15 protein-coding genes are annotated in these 19,302 nt (G+C 64.7%); 9 read left to right on the plus strand and 6 right to left on the minus strand.

Going from position 1 to position 19,302, the window contains the following annotated elements:
* Positions 1-11 precede the first annotated feature (11 nt).
* Complete coding sequence (locus tag QZL87_RS02095; protein ID WP_295323183.1) at positions 12-1,157, plus strand: aldose epimerase family protein; 1,146 nt, start codon at positions 12-14, stop codon at positions 1,155-1,157.
* A gap of 15 nt (positions 1,158-1,172) precedes the next feature.
* On the opposite strand, the gene QZL87_RS02100 is transcribed toward QZL87_RS02095, so the two are convergent.
* The gene (locus QZL87_RS02100; RefSeq protein ID WP_295327121.1) at positions 1,173-1,913 is read right to left on the minus strand and encodes a FadR/GntR family transcriptional regulator; all 741 of its coding nucleotides are present in this window, start codon (positions 1,911-1,913) and stop codon (positions 1,173-1,175) included.
* 125 nt (positions 1,914-2,038) lie between these two features.
* Here QZL87_RS02100 and QZL87_RS02105 point away from each other — a divergent pair, with 125 nt between their 5' ends.
* The 6 genes from QZL87_RS02105 to QZL87_RS02130 all read left to right on the plus strand — a co-directional run bounded on the left by QZL87_RS02105 (position 2,039) and on the right by QZL87_RS02130 (position 10,678).
* Complete coding sequence (locus QZL87_RS02105) at positions 2,039-3,634, plus strand: sodium/sugar symporter (RefSeq protein ID WP_295323186.1); 1,596 nt, start codon at positions 2,039-2,041, stop codon at positions 3,632-3,634.
* Positions 3,625-4,503, plus strand: coding sequence for a 2-dehydro-3-deoxygalactonokinase (locus QZL87_RS02110; protein ID WP_295327124.1), 879 nt, complete (start codon positions 3,625-3,627; stop codon positions 4,501-4,503). The genes QZL87_RS02105 and QZL87_RS02110 overlap by 10 nt, the downstream gene beginning before the upstream one ends.
* Positions 4,500-5,129, plus strand: coding sequence for a 2-dehydro-3-deoxy-6-phosphogalactonate aldolase (locus QZL87_RS02115; protein ID WP_295323189.1), 630 nt, complete (start codon positions 4,500-4,502; stop codon positions 5,127-5,129). The genes QZL87_RS02110 and QZL87_RS02115 overlap by 4 nt, the downstream gene beginning before the upstream one ends.
* Before the next feature lie 27 nt (positions 5,130-5,156).
* Positions 5,157-6,578 (plus strand): sulfatase, encoded by a 1,422-nt coding sequence (locus QZL87_RS02120; RefSeq protein ID WP_295323192.1) that lies wholly within the window; start codon positions 5,157-5,159, stop codon positions 6,576-6,578.
* A 189-nt stretch (positions 6,579-6,767) separates the two neighbouring features.
* Entirely contained in the window at positions 6,768-9,572 is a 2,805-nt protein-coding gene (locus tag QZL87_RS02125) for a TonB-dependent receptor (protein WP_295323195.1), read from the plus strand.
* A 17-nt stretch (positions 9,573-9,589) separates the two neighbouring features.
* Complete coding sequence (locus QZL87_RS02130) at positions 9,590-10,678, plus strand: glycoside hydrolase family 43 protein (protein WP_295323197.1); 1,089 nt, start codon at positions 9,590-9,592, stop codon at positions 10,676-10,678.
* A gap of 71 nt (positions 10,679-10,749) precedes the next feature.
* Here the strand turns inward: QZL87_RS02130 and QZL87_RS02135 are convergent, their stop codons facing one another.
* The 3 genes from QZL87_RS02135 to QZL87_RS02145 all read right to left on the minus strand — a co-directional run bounded on the left by QZL87_RS02135 (position 10,750) and on the right by QZL87_RS02145 (position 14,763).
* Entirely contained in the window at positions 10,750-12,315 is a 1,566-nt protein-coding gene (locus QZL87_RS02135; RefSeq protein WP_295323200.1) for a sulfatase, read from the minus strand.
* A 2-nt stretch (positions 12,316-12,317) separates the two neighbouring features.
* The gene (locus QZL87_RS02140) at positions 12,318-13,238 is read right to left on the minus strand and encodes a formylglycine-generating enzyme family protein (RefSeq protein WP_295327126.1); all 921 of its coding nucleotides are present in this window, start codon (positions 13,236-13,238) and stop codon (positions 12,318-12,320) included.
* Between the two features lie 94 nt (positions 13,239-13,332).
* On the minus strand, positions 13,333-14,763 hold the full coding sequence (locus tag QZL87_RS02145; protein ID WP_295323202.1) for a sulfatase-like hydrolase/transferase: 1,431 nt from the start codon (positions 14,761-14,763) through the stop codon (positions 13,333-13,335).
* A gap of 197 nt (positions 14,764-14,960) precedes the next feature.
* Here QZL87_RS02145 and QZL87_RS02150 point away from each other — a divergent pair, with 197 nt between their 5' ends.
* Positions 14,961-15,692, plus strand: a complete 732-nt coding sequence (locus QZL87_RS02150; RefSeq protein ID WP_295323205.1) for a FadR/GntR family transcriptional regulator — start codon at positions 14,961-14,963, stop codon at positions 15,690-15,692.
* Position 15,693: 1 nt separating this feature from the next.
* Here the strand turns inward: QZL87_RS02150 and QZL87_RS02155 are convergent, their stop codons facing one another.
* Together QZL87_RS02155 and QZL87_RS02160 are read right to left on the minus strand one after the other, a co-directional pair.
* The gene (locus QZL87_RS02155; protein WP_295323207.1) at positions 15,694-16,638 is read right to left on the minus strand and encodes a family 43 glycosylhydrolase; all 945 of its coding nucleotides are present in this window, start codon (positions 16,636-16,638) and stop codon (positions 15,694-15,696) included.
* Positions 16,635-17,789 (minus strand): cellulase family glycosylhydrolase, encoded by a 1,155-nt coding sequence (locus tag QZL87_RS02160; protein ID WP_295323210.1) that lies wholly within the window; start codon positions 17,787-17,789, stop codon positions 16,635-16,637. The genes QZL87_RS02155 and QZL87_RS02160 overlap by 4 nt, the downstream gene beginning before the upstream one ends.
* A 177-nt stretch (positions 17,790-17,966) precedes the next feature.
* Between QZL87_RS02160 and QZL87_RS02165 the strand changes: the two genes are divergently transcribed.
* Positions 17,967-19,271: an MFS transporter gene (locus QZL87_RS02165; RefSeq protein WP_295323212.1), complete on the plus strand. Its 1,305-nt coding sequence runs from the start codon at positions 17,967-17,969 to the stop codon at positions 19,269-19,271.
* Positions 19,272-19,302 lie beyond the last annotated feature (31 nt).

A 19,302-nucleotide genomic window follows, 5' to 3' on the forward strand; every position in this document is an offset into this window, starting at 1 on the left:
GAGTGAAGAAGATGACGAAACTGGCTTGGGGAGCCGCGGCGGCGGCCTTGGTTGCGGCAACGCCGGCGCTGGGTGCCGAGGCATCGCAATCGACCTTCGGCAAGATGCCCGACGGGCGCAGCGTACCCGCGGTGACGCTGACCAACGCCAACGGCATTTCGGCGACGGTCATCGCGCTCGGCGCGACGCTGCAATCGGTGGTGATGCCCGATCGCGACGGCAAGAAGGCCGATGTCGCGCTCGGTTACGACAATCTCTCCGATTATATCGACACGCCGCAATATTTCGGCTCGACCGTCGGCCGCTTCGCCAACCGGCTCGCGGGCGGGCGCTTCAAGCTCGACGGCAAGACGTGGCAGACGCCGATCAACAATGGCGCGAACGCGCTGCACGGTGGCACGCTCGGCTTCGACAAGGTCTTGTGGGAAGTGACCTCGGTGAAGAGCGGCCCGACGGCGTCGGTCACGCTCCGTTATGTCAGCCCCGACGGCGATCAGGGCTATCCCGGCACGATGACGGTCGATGCGATCTATTCGCTCGACGAAAAAAATGATCTCCGGATCGAATATGTCGCGACCACCGACCGGCCGACGATCGCCAACATCACCAATCATGCCTATTGGAACCTGTCGGGCGAAGGCTCGGCGAACGGTGCGATGGGGCATGTCGTGACGATCCCGGCGGAAAGCTATCTGCCGACCGATTCGGGCGCGATCCCGACCGGCGAATATCGCCCGGTCGCCGGCACGGTGTTCGATTTCCGCAAGCCGACCGTCATTGGGGAGCGCGTCCGCGACGCCAGCGACGAGCAGATCGTCTTCGGCCGCGGCTACGACCATAATTGGGTGATCGGGCGCAAGGTCACCGCCGACCAGCATCTGATGGCGCGGGTCGAGGATCCGGTGTCGGGCCGCGGGTTCGAACTTTGGTCGAACCAGCCGGGCCTCCAGATGTATTCGGGCAATTTCTTCGACGCGACGAGCCACGGCAAGAGCAAGAAAATCTATCGCATGGGCGACGCGCTGGTCATGGAGCCGCAGATTTTCCCCGACGCCCCGAACCAGAAGAATTTCCCGAATGCGCGCCTCGCGCCCGGCGAAACCTATCGCAACGTCATGACCTATCGCCTCACGACGGGAGCGAAGGTGAAGAAATAGGCGGCGCTGGTGTCGTCACCGCCCGGGGGCGGCACCGTCCGGTTTGGCCGTGTCGATCAGTTCGAGCACGTCGCTGATCAACGCGCGCATCGCCTTGCGCGCCTTGTCGGGATTGCCGGCGACGATTGCGTCGCGCACCGCTGCATGGTCGGCGACATTGGCGGTGCGGCCCTTGACGCGGTTGGTGAAGCGAATCGAGGTGCGCAGCGCGGTGCTGACGACGTCGCGGAATTGGGCGTAGAAGGGGTTTCGCGACGCGCGCAGCACGGCAACGTGAAAGGCGATGTCGCTTTCCAGTACGTCGTCTTCGCCGCGCTCCGCCCTTTCCATCCGCTTGAGGCCCGCATTCACCCGTTCGATATCGTCCGCCGTGGCGACGCGTGCCGCGAGCGCCGCCGCTTCGGGTTCGATCGCGACGCGCAGCTCGTTGAACTGGCGCAGCAGATCGATCGAAAATTGCCGTTCGAGCAGCCAGCGAAGGACGTCGGTGTCGAAGAGGTTCCAGGACGTGGTCGGCTGGACGGTCGTCCCCTGGCGGGGTCGGGCGCTCAGCAGCCCCTTCGCCGTCAGCATCTTCACCGCTTCGCGCGTCACCGACCGGCTGACGCCATGCTGCTTGGCGAGTTCGGCCTCGGTCGGAAAGATCGCGCCGTCATAATCGCCGACGACGATCGCGCGCCCGATCGCGTCGAGCATGCCATAGGTCAGATTGCGCCCAAGCTGCGGTCCCGTATCCTCAATTCCCAGTCCCGACATGTTCGCCACGTTCGTCTCCACACGTTATTTTGACCGGCCTTATCACCGATTCCGCACAGGAAGCTAGACAAGCCGTTTAAATCAGATAAATGTGATTTCAATAATCAGCCAAGGGGAGAGTCCGTATGGCGGGCCTGTCGCAAATCGATATCATCGTCATCGTCATATATGCCATCGGCATTTTCGGCCTCGCGCAATGGGTGAGCCGCGAAAAAGCGGGGCATGCCAAGGACACGTCGGACTATTTCCTCGCCTCGAAATCGCTTCCCTGGTGGGCGATCGGCGCGTCGCTGATCGCGGCGAACATCTCGGCCGAGCAGATCGTCGGCATGTCGGGATCGGGCTATGCGCTCGGCCTCGCGATCGCGTCCTATGAATGGATGGCGGCGCTGACGCTGCTGATCGTCGGCAAATATTTCCTGCCGATCTTCCTCGAAAACAAGATCTATACGATGCCGCAGTTCCTCGAGCAGCGGTACGGCAAGACGCTGCCGGTGATCATGGCGGTCTTCTGGCTCGCGCTCTATATCTTCGTGAACCTGACCTCGATCATCTGGCTCGGATCGATCGCGGTCAACAAGGTCGCGGGCGTCGACCAGAATGTCGCGCTGATCGTGCTGGGCGCCTTCGCGCTGCTCTATCAGCTCTATGGGGGGCTCAAGGCCGTCGCGCTCACCGACATCGTGCAGGTCACCTTGCTCGTCATGGGCGGCCTCGTCATCTCCTATCTGACGCTCAACGAGATCAGCGGGGGCGAGGGCGTGATCGCGGGCTTCTCGATCCTCACCGAGCGCGTGCCCGGCCATTTCGACATGATCCTCGCACCCGACCATCCCTTCTACAAGGATTTGCCCGGTATTGCCGTGCTGGTCGGCGGCATGTGGATCGCGAACCTCAGCTATTGGGGTTTCAACCAATATATCATCCAGCGCGCGCTCGCCGCGAAGGATCTGGGCGAGGCGCAGAAGGGCGTGATCTTCGCGGCGTTCCTCAAGCTGCTGATGCCGGTGATCATCGTCCTGCCGGGCATCGCCGCTGTCGTGCTGGCGCCCGAGCTCGCCAAGCCCGACGAAGCCTATCCGACGATGATGCGCCTGCTGCCGCCGGGGCTGCTCGGCCTCGTCTTCGCCGCGCTGATCGCCGCGATCATCGCGTCGACCGCAAGCAAGATCAACTCGATCGCGACGATCTTCACGCTTGACCTCTATGCCAAGGCGCGTGGCCTTACGAACGAAGCCGAGGATGAGCGGCGCGGCGGGCGCGAGAAGCATCTGGTGCTCGTCGGCCGGACCGCGGCGGCGCTCGCGGTGATCATCGCGCTGCTCACCGCGCGTCCGCTGCTCGGCAATTCGGATCAGGCCTTCCAGTTCATCCAGGAATTCTCGGGCTTCTTCACTCCGGGTATCACCGTGATCTTCCTGCTCGGGCTGTTCTGGAAAAAGGCGAGCGAAGCCGGCGCCATCGCCGCGGCCGTCGCGTCGGTCCTGCTGTCCTATGCGTTCAAGATCGGGATGCCCGACTTCCCCTTCATGAACCGCATGGGCCTCGTCTTCCTGATCAGCCTCGCGCTCGCGGTAGGGATCAGCCTGATGTTCAAGGGTCGCGGCGACGCGAACCGCATCACGATGCAGGGCGTCAGCTTCGCGACGCCGACGACCTTCAACGTCGCCGGCGTCGGCGTGATCCTGATCCTCATCGCGCTCTACGCGACCTGGTGGTGAGCGCGCCGTCCGCCTTTCTCGCCGTCGACTGGGGCACGACCAACCGGCGCGTGTTCCGTTTCGAGAACGGCGCGGTCGCGCATACCGAGCGCGACGACCGGGGCGCCGCGTCGGTCACCGACTTCGCGGGCGAGGTCGCGGCGATCCGCGAGCGGTTCGGCGACCTGCCGATGCTGCTCGCGGGCATGGTCGGCTCGACCGTCGGCTGGCGCGTCGTGCCCTATGTCGCGGCGCCAGCGGGGATCGATGAACTTGTCGCCGGGCTCGACTGGATCGATGACCGCACCGCGATCGTGCCCGGCGTTTCCTGTTCGAAGAAAGGCCGCGCCGATGTGATGCGCGGCGAGGAAGTGCAGCTGCTTGGCGCGGTCGCGGGCTGGATGGTGCCGCCCGACGCGCTGCTCGCGCAGCCGGGAACCCACTGCAAATGGGCGACGATGACGGACGGGCGGATTGCCGGCTTCACCACCGCGATGACGGGCGAGCTGTTCGCGCTGCTCCGTGGGCACAGCCTGCTCGCGGGGGCGCTGGCCGCCGATGTCAGCGATGGCCCGGCGTTTCGCGACGGGCTGGCTGAAGGCGCGCGGCGCGACCTTGCGGCGTCGCTGTTCGGTATCCGCGCGGCCTCGGTGCTCGGACTTCGCGAGGATGCCGATGCGGCGTCCTTTGCAAGCGGCGTGCTGATCGGCGGCGATGTCGCTGCGCGCATGGACGATTGCGCGTTCGAGCAGATCCACATTCTCGCCGATCCCCAGCTCGGCGATCTTTACGCCGCCGCCGTCGCGGCGACCGGCCGCGAGCCGGTGATCGTCGACAGCCATAGCGCCTTCGCGCGCGGCATTCTCGCCATCGGAGACAAAGCCTTATGACCCATGTTGCCGCCTTCGACGCCGCTTTCGCGCGCTGTCCGCTGATCGCGATCCTGCGCGGCGTGAAACCGGACGAGGTCGAGCCGATCGGCGAGGCGCTGGTCGAGGCTGGCTTCGCGCTGATCGAGGTCCCGCTGAACTCGCCTGATCCGCTGCACAGCATCGGCCGCCTTGTCGGCCGGCTGAAAGGCCGCGCGGTCATCGGCGCCGGCACGGTGCTGACGGCCGCCGATGTCGCCGCTGTCGCCGACGCCGGCGGGACGATGATCATTTCGCCCAACACCAATGTCGACGTCGTCGCCGCGGCGGCTGGCGCGGGTCTCGTGTCGTTGCCGGGTTTCGCGACGCCCAGCGAGGCCTTCGTCGCGCTGGCGGCGGGCGCGACGGCGCTGAAGCTCTTTCCGGCGGAGGCCGCCAGCCCGGCGGTGCTCAAGGCACTGGGTGCAGTGGTTCCCGCAGGGACGCGGCTGCTGCCCGTCGGCGGAATCGCGCCCGATAATATGGCACCATGGCTCACGGCGGGGGCGGCGGGCTTCGGCCTCGGGTCGGCGCTCTACAAGCCCGGCATGGGCGCGGGCGAAGTCGGCGACCGCGCGCGCGCCTTCATCGCGGCGCTCGGCCGATAACGAACTTCATAATCCGGGAGATATCCGATGTCCAAATTCAGTCGGCGCAACCTGGTGCTCGCATCGAGCGTCCTCGCCTTTTCTCTCGCTTCTGCCGCGCCCGGCTACGCGCAGAGCGCCGCCAGGTCGCCGGCGAAGCCCAATATCGTGATCTTCCTCGCCGACGATCTGAGCTACGCCGACGTCCCGCTGGGCGGCGATGTGAATGTCCGCACGCCCGCTTTGCAGCGCCTCGCCTCCGAGGGCATGTCGTTCGACCGCGCCTTCGTCGCGTCGCCTGCCTGCGCGCCGAGCCGCGCGGCGCTGCTCACCGGGATGATGCCCGCGCGCAACGGGGCGGAGGCGAACCATGACCGCGCCAACGCGGCGATCCGCAAGCTGCCCTCCTACCTCCAGGAACAGGGTTATGAGGTCGTCGCCTTCGGCAAGGTCGCGCATTACCAGCACACCGGGACCTATGGTTTCGACTATTATGCCAATGACACGTTCCACGATCACAAGGGCATTCCCGCCGCCGCCGAATGGCTGAAGGCACGCAAGGACAAGCGCCCGCTCGCGCTGTTCGTTGGCACCAACTGGCCGCATGTGCCGTGGCCGCGAACGACCGAGGGCTATGATCCCGCCGCGATGAAATTGCCGCCGAAGACGGTCGATACGCCGATCACCCGCGATGCGCGCGCGCGCTTCTATGCCGCGGTCACGCGGATGGACCAGGACCTCGCCTCGACGATGGACGCCGTCGACGCCGTGCTCGGGAAGGACACCTTCGTTCTCTATTCGACCGACCATGGCACACAGTGGCCGTTCGGCAAGTGGAACCTCTATGACACCGGCACGCGCGTGCCCATGGTCGTGCGCTGGAACGGCCATGTGAAGGCGGGCACCCGGACCGACGCGATGGTCAGTTGGGTCGACGTCCTGCCGACGCTGGTCGAGCTTGCCGGAGGCAAGAAGCCCGAAGGCATCGACGGCCTTTCCTTCGCAAGCCTCTTCGGCGTCGGGCAGGGGACGGCGGGCCGTAAGGAGATATTCACGACGCACAACAATGACGGCCGGGTCAATGTCTATCCGATGCGCAGCATCCGCACCGACCGCTGGAAATATATCGAGAATCTCCATCCCGACTGGACCTATACGACGCACATCGACCTGAAGGTGATGCGCACGGACTCGGGCGCCTATTTCCCTTCGTGGCGCGAGGCGGCCGACAAGGATCCCGCCGCCAAGGCGATCGTCGACAATTATTACAAACGTCCTGCCGAGGAGCTCTATGACCTGAAGGCGGACCCCGACGAGAAGGTGAACCTCGCGGGCGATCCGCGCTACGCCAAGCAATTGTCGGAACTTCGCGGCCGCCTCGCGGCCTGGCGCAAGGCGCAGGGCGATGGTGGGTCGGTCCCGGTCAAACCCCGCCTCGAACGCGGTCCGATGCGCGGCGAGGGCGATTGACGAAGGTTTGCGGTCAAGCCGACATAATGATGCGCCGGAGCCCGCCTCCGGCGCATTTTTTATCGATGGCGCCCCGCGCGTGGTGATCGCACGTTGCCATATTCTCCGTTTTATATTATTTATCGTTTTAAGGCTTCGGAATCGGGGTTGGTGACGAGCGCGCGAAACGCGTCAAACAGGGAGAGGATTATGCGTAAGACTTTGTTGGGCGCGGTGTCGGCGACGGCCGTGTTCGTTTCGATGCCGGCGGTTGCTCAGGATACGGCGGCGCAGGATCCGGCCCAGCAAGCGGAAAGCACCGATGGCGATATTGTCGTCACCGGCGTGCGCCAGTCGCTCGAACGCGCGGCCGAGGTGAAGCGCAACGCCACGCAGGTCGTCGATTCGATCGTCGCGACCGACATCGGCAAATTGCCCGATCCCACTGTCGCCGCCGCATTGCAGCGCGTCCCCGGTATCCAGGTACAGAATGACCGCAACAACGAGCTGTCGACCGTCCGCATCCGCGGCCTCACCGACATTTTGACGACGGTGAACGGGCGCGAGGTCGTGACCACCACCGGGCGCGGTTTCGATTTGCAGGATGTGCCCGCCGAGGCGCTCGCCCGGATCGACGCATTCAAATCGCAGACGGCCGACCAGATCGAGGGCGGGGTAGCCGGCGCGCTCGATCTGCGGCTCAATCGCCCCTTCGACTTCCGCGACCCGACCTTCGTCCTGACCGCGCGCCAGAATTACGCGACGATCGCCGACGCGAGCAATCCGCAGCTCGGCGCGCTCGCGGCGGCCAAGACCGACACGTCGATCGGCGAGATCGGCGCGTTGGTCAATGTGACCTGGTCGCAGGCGGAGAATATCCGCAGCGTCACCAACCTCGGCGAACGCCGCTTCGTCTCGGGCACGCCGTTCGGCACCGCCGACATCATGATGCCGCAAGTGCTGCGCAACATGCCCGACGTCGGCGACATCAAGCGTTTCCAGGCCAATGCCGCGCTGCAATGGCAGGCGACTCCGTCGCTGCAATTCTATGCCGACGGCCTTTACACCTATTTCAACAGCACGACGGGCTTTGCCGGTTTCAACCCCCAGCCTTTCACCAACAATTCGCAGATCACCGAGGTCACTCTCAGCGATTACTGCATCGACGCGCGCGTCAATCCCGCAGGGACCAACCCGCAGATCGTGAACAACGTCGATCCGGATACGGGGGAAGTGACGCAAACACTGCAGCCCGCGACCGTCAAAACCATGTGCGAGCCCATAAGCGCGCGCTTCGACAATGTCGTGGTCAACCAGAACAGCTCGTCCGAAGAGGTGACGCAGCGGAACAAGATGGTCGCCGGGGGCCTGATCTTCGAGCAGGATCGCGGTGTGCTCAAGGTCGACGTCGCTTACCAGACGTCGCGCTCGGTGACCGAAAATTTCAACGCGGAAGTCGGCCAGCGCGTGCCGACCGTGTTCGTCGAATTCGATGACAACAACGGTCCCTCCTTCACGATCGACCCGTCGATCCCGCTCAGCTCGGAAAATGTGTCGCTGCGCAATTCGATCAACCAGAATTTCTCGGCCGGCAAGGGCAGCCTGTTCCAGGCGCGGCTCGACAGCGAATATGAATTCGACGGCATATTGACCAAACTTCGCGGCGGCCTGCGCTATGCCAAGCGCGAGGCGCTGTTCCAGCAAGTGCGGCAGACCAATACCGTGCAGTCGATCGGTTTCGGCAATATCGGCACGCCGTCGGAGGCGAACGCGCGTCTGATTTCCTCTTTGCCGCTATCACCCGATTTCCTGGGCGTGATCGGCGTCGCGCCGCGGCTGAATGGCGGGCAGGCGTTCCTGGGCGTGAACCCCGCCTATCTGCGGTCCGAACGCGGGCGCAACGAGCTTCGCGACCTGTTCGGCCTGCCGCTCGCGGCGCCGGCTTATGATCCGACCAAGGAATTCAACGCCAGCGAGGCGACTTACGCTGCCTATATGGAAGGCAGCTATGAAATCCCGATCGGCGCGCTCACCCTCGACGGGGTGGTCGGCACCCGCGTCGTCAAGACCGACCGCACGATTTCCGGCTTCGAGCGCGTCGGGGACAGCGATGCCTTCAGCCCGATCGTCGCCAAGCGGTCGGATGTCGACATTCTGCCATCGGCGACCGCGCGGCTGAAATTCCCGGGATCATTCCAGACGCGCCTGACCTATTCGCGGTCGATGCGGCGCCCCGATTTCGGTTCGCTCAATCCCGCGGAATCGCTCACCGTCGTGGGCAATGTGTTCCTGATCAACAACGGCACGCGCGGCAACCCCGACCTGCGTCCGCAAAAATCGGACAGCATCGACCTGACCGCCGAATATTATTTCGACAGCGGCTATGTCGCGGTCACCGGCTATTATCGGTCGATCAAGGACCGCGTCGTCACGGCAAACCGGCAGGAGGAGATCGGGGGCGAAAATTACCTGATCTCCACCCCGCGCAACGTCGGGTCGGTCGACCTAAAGGGCATCGAGGTCAGCGCGCAATATTTCTTCGACTTCCTGCCGGGGGCGCTTTCGGGTTTCGGCGTGCAGGGCGCCTTCACGCTGGCCGATTCCAAGGTCAAGGGCGACGATCCGCTTGCGGGCAATCCGCTGGTCGGCGTGTCCAAATATAATTACACCGCCGGTCTGCTCTATGACAAGAAGGGCCTGAGCGGCCGCCTGATCTGGACCTTCCGCTCCAAATATATCAACGGCGACAATACGGGCGGCATCGCGGTCCGGCCCTATGACGAGAGCCGGCCGATCGACGATCCCTATATCCCGGTGTTCCTGTCCTATGTCCGTCCCGCCGGCCGTCTCGACTTCAGCATCGGCTATGACGTGACCGATGCGCTGCGGCTCGACATCGGCGGGACGAATATCCTGCGCAACAAGACCTCGACCTATTGGGGCGACGAGCGGGTGGTCTTTGCCCTGCAGGGCGACGAGACGGTCTATAGCATCGGCGCCCGGGTGAAGTTCTGAACGGACAGGGGAATCGCATGAAGGTCGCGTATAAGAAGGCGGCGGCGGATTCGGCCCGTCGCCTCGACAAGCTATATGACGGACGCATCGGGCAATCGGCGGCGCTGCTGGCGGCGGCGCTGCTGGCCGGCCTGGCCGTCCCGGCTGGCGGGGCCGAAGCGCCATCGGCGACCTTCACCAATCCCTTGCTCACCTCGGGTCCCGATCCGTGGATCACGCAGGTCGACGGCGTCTATTATTACACCCACACGCTGGGCAACCGCCTCATGCTGTGGCGGACCGATAATATCGCCGACCTTGCGAAAGCGGAGAAACGCGTCGTGTGGACGCCGCCCGCCAAGGGGCCGAACGCGCACAGCATCTGGGCGCCCGAACTGCACCGCCTCGACGGGAAATGGTATCTCTATTATTCGGCAACCGCGAGCGGCTTCAAGGACGACAAGCATCGCGCGGTCTTCGTGCTCGAAAATGCGGGTGCCGATCCGATGCAGGGCGAGTGGGTGGACAAGGGGCGCGTGAACACCGCGCGCGCCGGGATCGACGGAACCGTCTTCGAGCATGGCGGCAAACGCTATTTCGCTTATTCGCCCTATATCGGTCCCGACAGCGGGCTGGCGATCGCGGAAATGCGCAATCCCTGGACGCTCGGCGGGCCCGAAAGCGTGATCGCGATGCCCGACAGGCCATGGGAAAAACAGGGCGGGCGCCAGATCCTCGAAGGTCCGGAGTTTTTGCGGGGGCCGAAGGGCGATCTATTCCTGACCTATTCGGCGAGCGCCTGCTGGTCCGACGATTATGCGCTCGGTCTGCTGCACGCGCCCGCGGGATCGGATGTGCTCGATCCCAAGGTCTGGACGAAGACCGCGCAGCCCGCCTTCAAGAGCGCGAACGGCGTCTATGCGACGGGGCACAACGGGTTTTTCACCTCGCCCGACGGCAAGGAGAACTGGATCATCTATCACGCCAATCCCGGGCCGGGGATGAAATGCACGCCCGCGCGGGCGCCGCATATCCAGCGTTTCGGATGGAGCGCGGCGGGATGGCCGCAATTCGGCGAGCCGGTCGCCAGCGACACCCCGCTTCCGGTGCCGTCGCGCGGACGCTGAGCATTCAGCCATCGTGACAAACAAAAAGGCCGCGGGGTTGCCGCGGCCTTTTCTTTACCCCCGGGCCAGCCTCAGTTTTTGCGAGGCTTGCCGTTGATGGGCTGTGCCGCAGGCTGGCTGTCGAGGATCGCGTCGAGTTCGGCGCGCACCCTGGGCAGCGCGTTCGCCTGGTTGCGCGTCTCCTGGGGGTCGGCGACCAGATCGTAGAGTTCATAGTCGCGCGCGCCGGTCTTTTCCTGCGTCCAGCGGACGAGGCGATAGCGGTCGGTGCGGATCGCCTGGCCGAGCCGTCCGGGACGCGGATAGGCGTGATAGGCATAATCGCGCACGCGCGCCGCCGGGTCGTGCAGCACCGGCGCGAGCGAGGTGCCGTCGATCGGCTGCGGCCCGGTGGGGGCGGGCAGGGCCGCGAGCGCCGCGAGCGTCGGATAGATGTCGACCGTCTCGGCGAGTTGATCGGTCGAACGTCCCTTGACGATGCCGGGGCCAGCGAAGATCAGCGGGATGTGCGTCGCCTGCTCCATATTGGTGTGCTTGGTCCAGATGCCATGATCGCCGAGATGATAGCCATGATCGCCCCACAGGACGACGACGGTGTTATCGGCAAGCCCTTCGCGTTCGAGCGCATCGAGCACCTTGCCGATCTGGGCATCGACATAGGAAACGCCGGCATAATAGCCGTGCAGCAGCCGGCGCTTGAGTTCAGGCGGAAACTGATCGCCGCGGACATTCCGCGGCGGCTCGCGATAGGCGTTGATCTCGCCGCCCTGCTTGTCGGTATAGGCGGGCGCGCCTGCGGGCAGCTGTTCGAATTCGGGCATCGGCAGCTTCGCGGGATCATACATGTCCCAATAGCGTTTCGGCACCGAGAAGGGCAGGTGCGGGCGCGCGAAACCGACAGCGAGGAAGAAAGGCTGCTTGCTGTTTTTCAGCGCCTTCAGCCGCTCTTCGGCACGCTTGGCGGTGCGGCCGTCGGCATAGGCGTCGTCGGCGACATCGGGCATTTCCCACGCCGCGCCGCGCGCGAGCGTGCGGGCATAGGCGAAGGGATTGCCCTCCGGCACCGGAATTTCCTCGAACAAGGCCTCTTCCTGCGTCGGCTTGCCGCCGGTGCTGGCGGGGTCGACATATTCGATCACCTTTTCCTTGTGGTGCGGGACCGACCAGCCGGCGGTGTCGCCGACGGTGCCGTGGCCGATGTGATAGACCTTGCCCATGCTTTCGGTATGATAGCCCGCGCGCATGAAATATTGCGGCAGTGTCACCGCATCGGGCATATAGTCGCGCAGGTTCATTCCGAAATTATAGATGCCGCTGCTCGTCGAGCGCGCGCCGCTCATCAGGTTGATGCGGCTCGGTGCGCACACGGCCTGGTTGGCATAGGCGAGGTCGAAACGCACGCCGCGCGCCGCGAGGCGGTCCATGTTCGGGGTGATCGCGGTGCGGTCGCCATAGGTGCCGAGCGCGGGCTTGAGGTCGTCGATAAGGATTAGCAGGACATTGGGACGCTGCGCCGTGACGGGGGCCGGTGCGGGCGCCGCAGCGGCGCGAGGGGCCGGTGTCTGCGAGCATGCCGACGTCGCGGTGATCAGCAGGGCGAGCAGGGCCCTGCGGGTCCAGTGCGCGGTACGTGGCATGTTCATTCTCCCTTTCGTCGCGACACGCAGCGAAAGCCGATGTGGCTCGTCGCGCTGTCGACATGTTGCGGATGCCGCGCCGCCGGGCGGTAGCGCTGGCAATAGTTGACGGCGCAGAGGTGCGAGCCGCCCTTCAGCACCTTGCGGCCGATGCGTGTGCCGGGGGCGCCGCCGTTATAGCTTTGCGCGAGCGTCGCGCCGCGCGGATTGGCGATCGCACAGCAAGGCGATTTGCTCTTTGCGCCCTGCGGCGCGGCATACCAGTCGCGCGTCCATTCCCAGACGTTGCCGATCATGTCGAAAAGGCCGTAGCCGTTGGCCGGAAAGCTGCCGACCGGCGTCGTGCGGTAATTTCCATCGGCCTTGGTCGTCGAAACGGGGAAGAGGCCGAGCCAGTAATTGGCGAGGATCGCGCCCTCCGGCGCCAGTTCGTCGCCCCAGGCATAATCCTGTCCGTCGATGCCGCCGCGCGCGGCATATTCCCATTCGGCTTCGGTGGGGAGCGATTTGCCCGCCCATTTGGCATAGGCCTCGGCATCGCAGTGCGCGACATGGACGACGGGATGGTTCTCCATGCCTTCGATGGAGCTCTCGGGGCCGGTCGGGTGACGCCAGTCGACGCCGGGGACAAAGGCCCACCATCCCGACGGATCGTCGAGCGGGATCAGAGCCTCGGCTTTCCGGAACAGCAGCGATCCGGGTTCGACGCCGTCCAGATCGGCGCCCGGATACAGCTTGGGATCGGGCGGCAGTTCGGCGAGCGTGCGATAGCCCGTCGCGGCGACGAATGCGGCGAAGGCGGCGTTGGTGACCGGTGTTTCGTCGATCCAGAAGCCGTCGACCTTGACGCGGCGCAGCGGCTGTTCTTCGGGATAAAAACGATCCGACCCCATGATGAAGGCGCCGCCCTCGACGAAGCGCATGCCGCCGAGTGACGGGGCGGAGGCAGGGGCAGCGCGATGCGATGCGGCTTTCATGGTCGGGGGATCATTTCGATTCTCGGGGCTGGCTGCACGATCATTCAGGCAGCCGGGCCAGCCATTTCTTCAGCTTTGCCAGCAGGCGCCCGCGCACTTCGGGCTTGCTCGCCGCCAGATCCTGCTTTTCCATCGGATCGTGCGCAAGGTCATAGAGTTCGACGTCGGCGCCGCCATCGTTCGCAAGCAGCTTCCAGTCGCCCTCGCGCACCGCGAAGCGCGGCGATACGTCGATCGGCTGGCTGGGCTTGCCCAGCATCGGCCTGCCTTCCTTGCCATAGGCCCAGAAGAGGTGGGGCCGCTCGGTGACCGGCTGGCCGCGCAGCGCCGGCGACAGATCGATGCCGACGCTGCCCGCGGGTGCCTTGACGCCGAGGATGCTCGCGAAGGTCGGCAGCAGGTCGACACCCTGCGCCACCGTCCGCTCGTCGCGCGTGCCGGCTTTCATATGGCCGCGCCAATAGAGGATCAGCGGTTGGCGGATGCCGCCTTCGTAAAGGCTGAACTTGCGGCCGCGCAGCCCCTCGGTGCTTCCCGGCGCGGTTTCGCCGCGCTCGTGGTAACGTGCGAGCGAGGACGGGCCGTTGTCCGATGTGAAGAGGACCAGCGTATTGTCCATTTCGCCCATCTGGTCGAGCCGCTCGAAGAGGCGACCGAGCGTCTTGTCCATCTTGACCAGCGAGGCAAGCATCCGGTCGTCGTCGGACGATGTGCCCTTGCCCATGACGGCGGACAGGCTTTCGTCGTCGGGCGCCCAAGGATCGTGGATGTCATTGAGCCACAGGTTCACGAACCAGGGTTTCTGCGAATTCTGCGCGACAAAATCGACCGTCATGTCGGCGTATAGCCCGGTGAGATTGGTCTTGATTTCCCAGAAGCGCGGCCCTTCGCCGAGCTTGTCCGACTGCTGGGCAAGAAAACGCTCTTCGTCCGACACGAGCACGCGCGGCCCGAGCCCTTCGAAGGTCGTGAAACTCTTGTCGAAACCATAGGCGGTCGGCCAGGGCGCATCGCCGATGTCGCGCCCGCCGCCGAGATGCCATTTGCCGATATGCGCGGTCTTGTAGCCGTTCTGCTGGAGCAGCCGTGCGATCGTCGGCAGTTTCGGATCGAGCCAGTCGACCTGCCCGATTTCGGCATTGCGCGCGCGGCTGGCGGTGATGCCGACGAAGCCGACGTCGGCCGGAAACCGTCCGGTCAGAAAGCCCGCGCGCGACGAGGAGCAGATCGGCGCGGCGTCGTAGAATTTGGTGAGCAGCACGCCGTCGCGTGCGAGACGGTCGAGGTTCGGGGTCTGGACCTTTTTGTTCCCCATCACCGACAGGTCGCCAAAGCCCATGTCGTCGACGAGAATGAACAGGATATTGGGCCGGCGTTCGGCTTGCCGACCGGTTTCGGCCGGGGGAGCCTGCGGCGCACCCTGCGCCAAGGCTGCCGCGGTGGGCACGGTCGCGATCGCCGCCAAACTCATTGCCGCCGTCGCGAATAATCTTTTGGCGGCCGGGAGCGGAGTGGTGGACGACCGATTGAACATATTCTCTCCGAACCTCCCGATTCCCGTCGGCATGAATACATATTTATCGTATTAATTAAGCTTGTCTACTTTTCTGTTCGGCCTAACATTGGCGCAAGGCCGCTTCGCGGCTTCTCGAAAAGGAGGCGAACGCCGTGTCGTGGGAACAATCGGGATTGGGACAGGATGACGTCCCCGCTTCGCTCGGGCGTAATCTGACCTATGGCCTGCTCGACAATCTGGGGCGCGCGATCGTTACCGGTCAGTTCGACGATGAAGCCTTTCCGACCGAGGCCGAATTGACCAAGCGCCACGGCGTCAGCCGGTCGGTGACGCGCGAAGCGGTGAAGATGCTGACCGCCAAGGGGCTGCTCAGTGCGCGGCCGCGACAAGGGACGGTGGTGCAGCCGACCTCGTCGTGGAACCTGTTCGACACCGATGTGCTGCGCTGGCTGCTCGAGCGACAATTTTCGATCGAGCTGCTCAAGCAGTTCAACCAGCTGCGTGTCGCGATTGAGCCCGAGGCGGCGGCGCTCGCGGCGCAGTTCGGACGCGACGAAGAACTCAAGCGGATCGGCGACGGTCTCGATCGCATGGCAGCGGCCGAACGCGGCGAGGACGATACGCTCGAGGCCGACATCGCCTTTCACGTTGCCGTCCTGCGCGCGTCGAACAATCCCTTCTACGCCCAGTTTCGCGACGTGGTGAGCACCGCGCTGCGCACCTCGATCCGCTTCACCAACCGGATCAAGGGCCGCACCGCCAGCGTCGCCGACCATGCCGCGGTCCGCGACGCGATCGCGGCGCACGATCCCGACGCGGCGCGCAGCGCGATGCGCCACCTGATCGGTGACGTGCTGACATTGATCGACGACGCGGAAAAATAGCCTAGCGCATTTCCAGCGGCACGATCGTGCCGTCGGCGCGATAGGCGATCGGCTGCACGATGAACTTGCGGCTGCCCTTATAGGGGCCGGGGCCGGTCTGCCCTTCCCAGCGGTGATAGGCGATATACCAGCGGCCGTCGGCGGGATCGTGCAGGAAGGCGTGATGGCCGGGCCCCTTGAAGCGATCGTCGCTCTCGACGATCTTTCCCCGATAAGTCCAAGGTCCCGTCGGTGACGGGGCGGTCGCATAATGGACCTGATAGCTGTCGTGGCGATAGCTGCCCGACGAATAGGAGAGATAATAGGTGCCGCCGCGTTCGTGCATGAACGCGCCTTCGGTGAAATGCGGTGGGGTTTCGACGGCAACCTCGCGCTCGATCGTCACCATGTCGGGCTTCAGCATCCAGACGCGCAGCTTCGCGCCCGCGCTGCCGCCTGCATAGAGGTAGCGTGCCTTGCTCGCGGGGTCGACGAAGACCGCGGGGTCGATCGCTTCGAACCCCTTGCCGCCGGTGACCAGCGGCTTGCCGCTGTCGGTGCAGGGCCCTTCGAGCCCGGCGCAGGTCGCGACGCCGATCCGGCTCGGTGTCGGATTCTGCGGTCCGACCGAAAAATAGAGATAATGGCGGCCGTTCGCAGCGACCATATCGGGCGCCCACAACGCATGTCGCGGCGCGCCATCGTCGCCTATCCACGCGATCCGGTCGAGCGCAATCAGCTCGGCGCCCTTTTGCCAATGCTGGCGGTCGGGCGAGGTCCAGACGTGCAGCCGCCCGGTCCCGCCCGAATTGGTCGGGTAGATATAATAGCGTCCATCCGCGGCCTCGATGTCGGGATCGGCGCCGTCGAATGAGAGCGGGGCCGGCGCATCCGCCGCTACTGCCACGGCCGAACCGGCAAGCAGCGCGGCGAGCAGGGCGCGGCGGAGCACCGGCCGCCGGATCATTTGGCGTTCGCCATCGGGGCCACGCCCTTCGGCGCGGCGGCCAGGCGCTTGATCAGATCGACCTCGGCCTGCCGATAGGGTGTGCCGTCGGCACGGAAGACCTCGTGGAACCAGATCGTCGGCTCGTCATAGGTATAGGGCTTTTTCCAGCTGTCCCACGGCAGCCGCGTCTGCGTCTTGCCGTCGGCGAAGCCCCAATTGTACATGCCGATGTTGTATTTCTTGCCGATCGGCAGCGAGCCCTCGAAGGTCGACCCGTTGCCGCGCGCCATATATTCGGTGCAGAGCACCGGCCGGCCATAGCTCAGCATCTGCTTCGCGCGCTTTTCGAACTTTTCGGGCCAGCTGTAATCGTGGAAGCTGTTGATGTCCGACTGGGTGAGCTGCGTGCGCTCGACCGCGTCGACCTTGTCCATATTGTCCCAATTCTCGCCGATCCAGACCCCCGATGTCAGCGGCTGGCTGGGGTTCGCGCTGCGCGCCCATTCGAACACCTGCGGCAGCAGCAGCGCGACATATTTGTTCTTGTCGGGGATGTGATCGTAATTGCCGCCGCCCTTGTTGTTGGGCTCATTCCACACGTCCCACACGATGACGCGCTTGTCGTTCGCAAAGGTACCGACGATGTCTTTCACATAGGCTTCGAGCTTGTGATACTGGCTCGCGTCCTTCAGCCGAGCCTCGCCTGGGGCCTGCACCCAGCGCGAATTGTGGACACCCGGGATTGGTGGGCTCTGCAGACCATAGACGGGGTTCGGATCCCATACACTGTCGAACAGCACGAACATGATCTTGATCTTGTGCTTGTCGGCGATGACGAGAAACTCGTTCATGCGCTTCTTGAGGCCTTCGGGATCGTTTTCCCACAGCAGGTTGTGGAGGAAGACGCGCATCGTGTTCATGCCGATGCTGGACGCCCAGCCGAGTTCCTTGTCGATCGTCGCCGGATCGAACGTGGGTTCGTGCCACATCTCGAGTTCGTTGACCGCCGAGCCGGGGTTGTAGTTGGAACCGATCAGCCAGGGCTGCTTGTCGTACCAGCTGTTCGCCTGTTCCTTCGTCCATTGCTCGCGCGCGGCGGCGGGCTGGGCGGCGGTTGCGGCGATGGTGAACGCGGCGGCGGCGGTGAGCAGGAAGCTCCGGCGGATCATGTCTCTTCTCCCTCTTGCGGTGTCTTTGGCGCGGGCCGGTTCGCCCCCCGCATGACAACCGATGCCCCATTGATAGATTCGATTTGCGCCGATAGGAAGCATATATATCGTATAAATAGAGGATAGGGCGGCGCGACCGCCGGAAGGCGCGAAAGGCGCCGGCAGGGAGAGGCGGAGATGAACGATATCGGCGCGGCGACGGTCCGGCGCATCACCTGGCGGCTGATGCCGCTCCTCTGCCTCCTCTACCTCGTCGCCTATATCGACCGGCAGAATGTCGCCTATGCCAAGCTGCAGATGGTCGGCGACCTCGGGCTCAGCGAGGCGGCTTATGGCCTCGGATCGGCGCTGTTCTTCATCGGTTATTGTCTCTTCGAGATTCCGAGCAATTTGATTCTCGAGCGTGTCGGCCCGCGGATCTGGTTCGCGCGGATCATCGGCGCCTGGGGCCTCGTCACGCTCGCGCTCGGCTTCGCGTGGACGCCGACGAGCTTCTATATCCTGCGTTTCCTGCTCGGGGTTGCGGAGGCGGGCTTCTTCCCCGGCGTGCTCTATCTGCTCACCCTGTGGTTTCCGCAGGCGGAGCGCGCGCGGGCGATCGGGCTGTTCCTGATCGCAAGTGCCTTCGCCAATGCCGTCGGTGCCGCGCTCGGCGGGCTGCTCCTCGAACTCGACGGCACTGCCGGTTTGCGTGGATGGCAGTGGGTATTCATCGTCACTGCGATTCCGGCGCTGCTGCTCGTCCCCGTCGTGCTCGCGCGCCTGCCGCGCGGGCCCGCCGAAGCAGGATGGCTCACCGATGCGCAAAAGACATGGCTCGCCGACACGCTTGCCGCCGAGGGCGGCACGCGTGAGCACGCCAATCCGCTGCGCGCGCTCGGCGACCCGCGCGTGATCCTGCTCTGCATCGCCTTCCTCGGCTTTCCGCTTTCGGCCTATGGCCTCAGTTATTGGCTCCCGACGATCGTTCGCGGTTTCGGCGTCGGCGATGCCGCCAACGGCTTTCTCAACATCATCCCCTGGCTCGTCGTAGCAGCGGCCTTGTGGTGGCTCCCGCGCCGGGCGGCGCGGAGCGGAGGGTCGCGCCGCTTCATGGTTGGTCCCGCGCTTGTCGGTGCGCTAAGCCTCGTGCTGGCGGTGCTGCTGCCGTCGCCCGCGCTCCAGTTCGCGGCGCTGTGCGTCGCCGCCGCAGCGATCTTTGCCGGTCAGCCCTTTTTCTGGGTGCTGCCGGGACGGTTCCTGACCGGTGCGGCGGCGGCAGCGGGTTTCGCCGCGATCAATTCGGTGGGCAATCTTGGCGGCTTCGTCGCGCAGGCGGTCGTGCCGAAAATCCATGACGCGACCGGCAGCGATCTGGCCCCGATGATCTTCCTCGCCGCGATGCTGACCTTCTCGGCTGTGGCGATCTTCCTGATCGAACGCCGCATTCCGCGAAGCGGTCGCGACCGATTTCCGGTTGCCACATCGAGCGACTCTTTATAAAACACATTGATCATATAAATTGGGAGGGTCA

The sequence above is a fragment of the uncultured Sphingopyxis sp. genome (genome assembly GCF_900078365.1).
Taxonomy (GTDB): domain Bacteria; phylum Pseudomonadota; class Alphaproteobacteria; order Sphingomonadales; family Sphingomonadaceae; genus Sphingopyxis.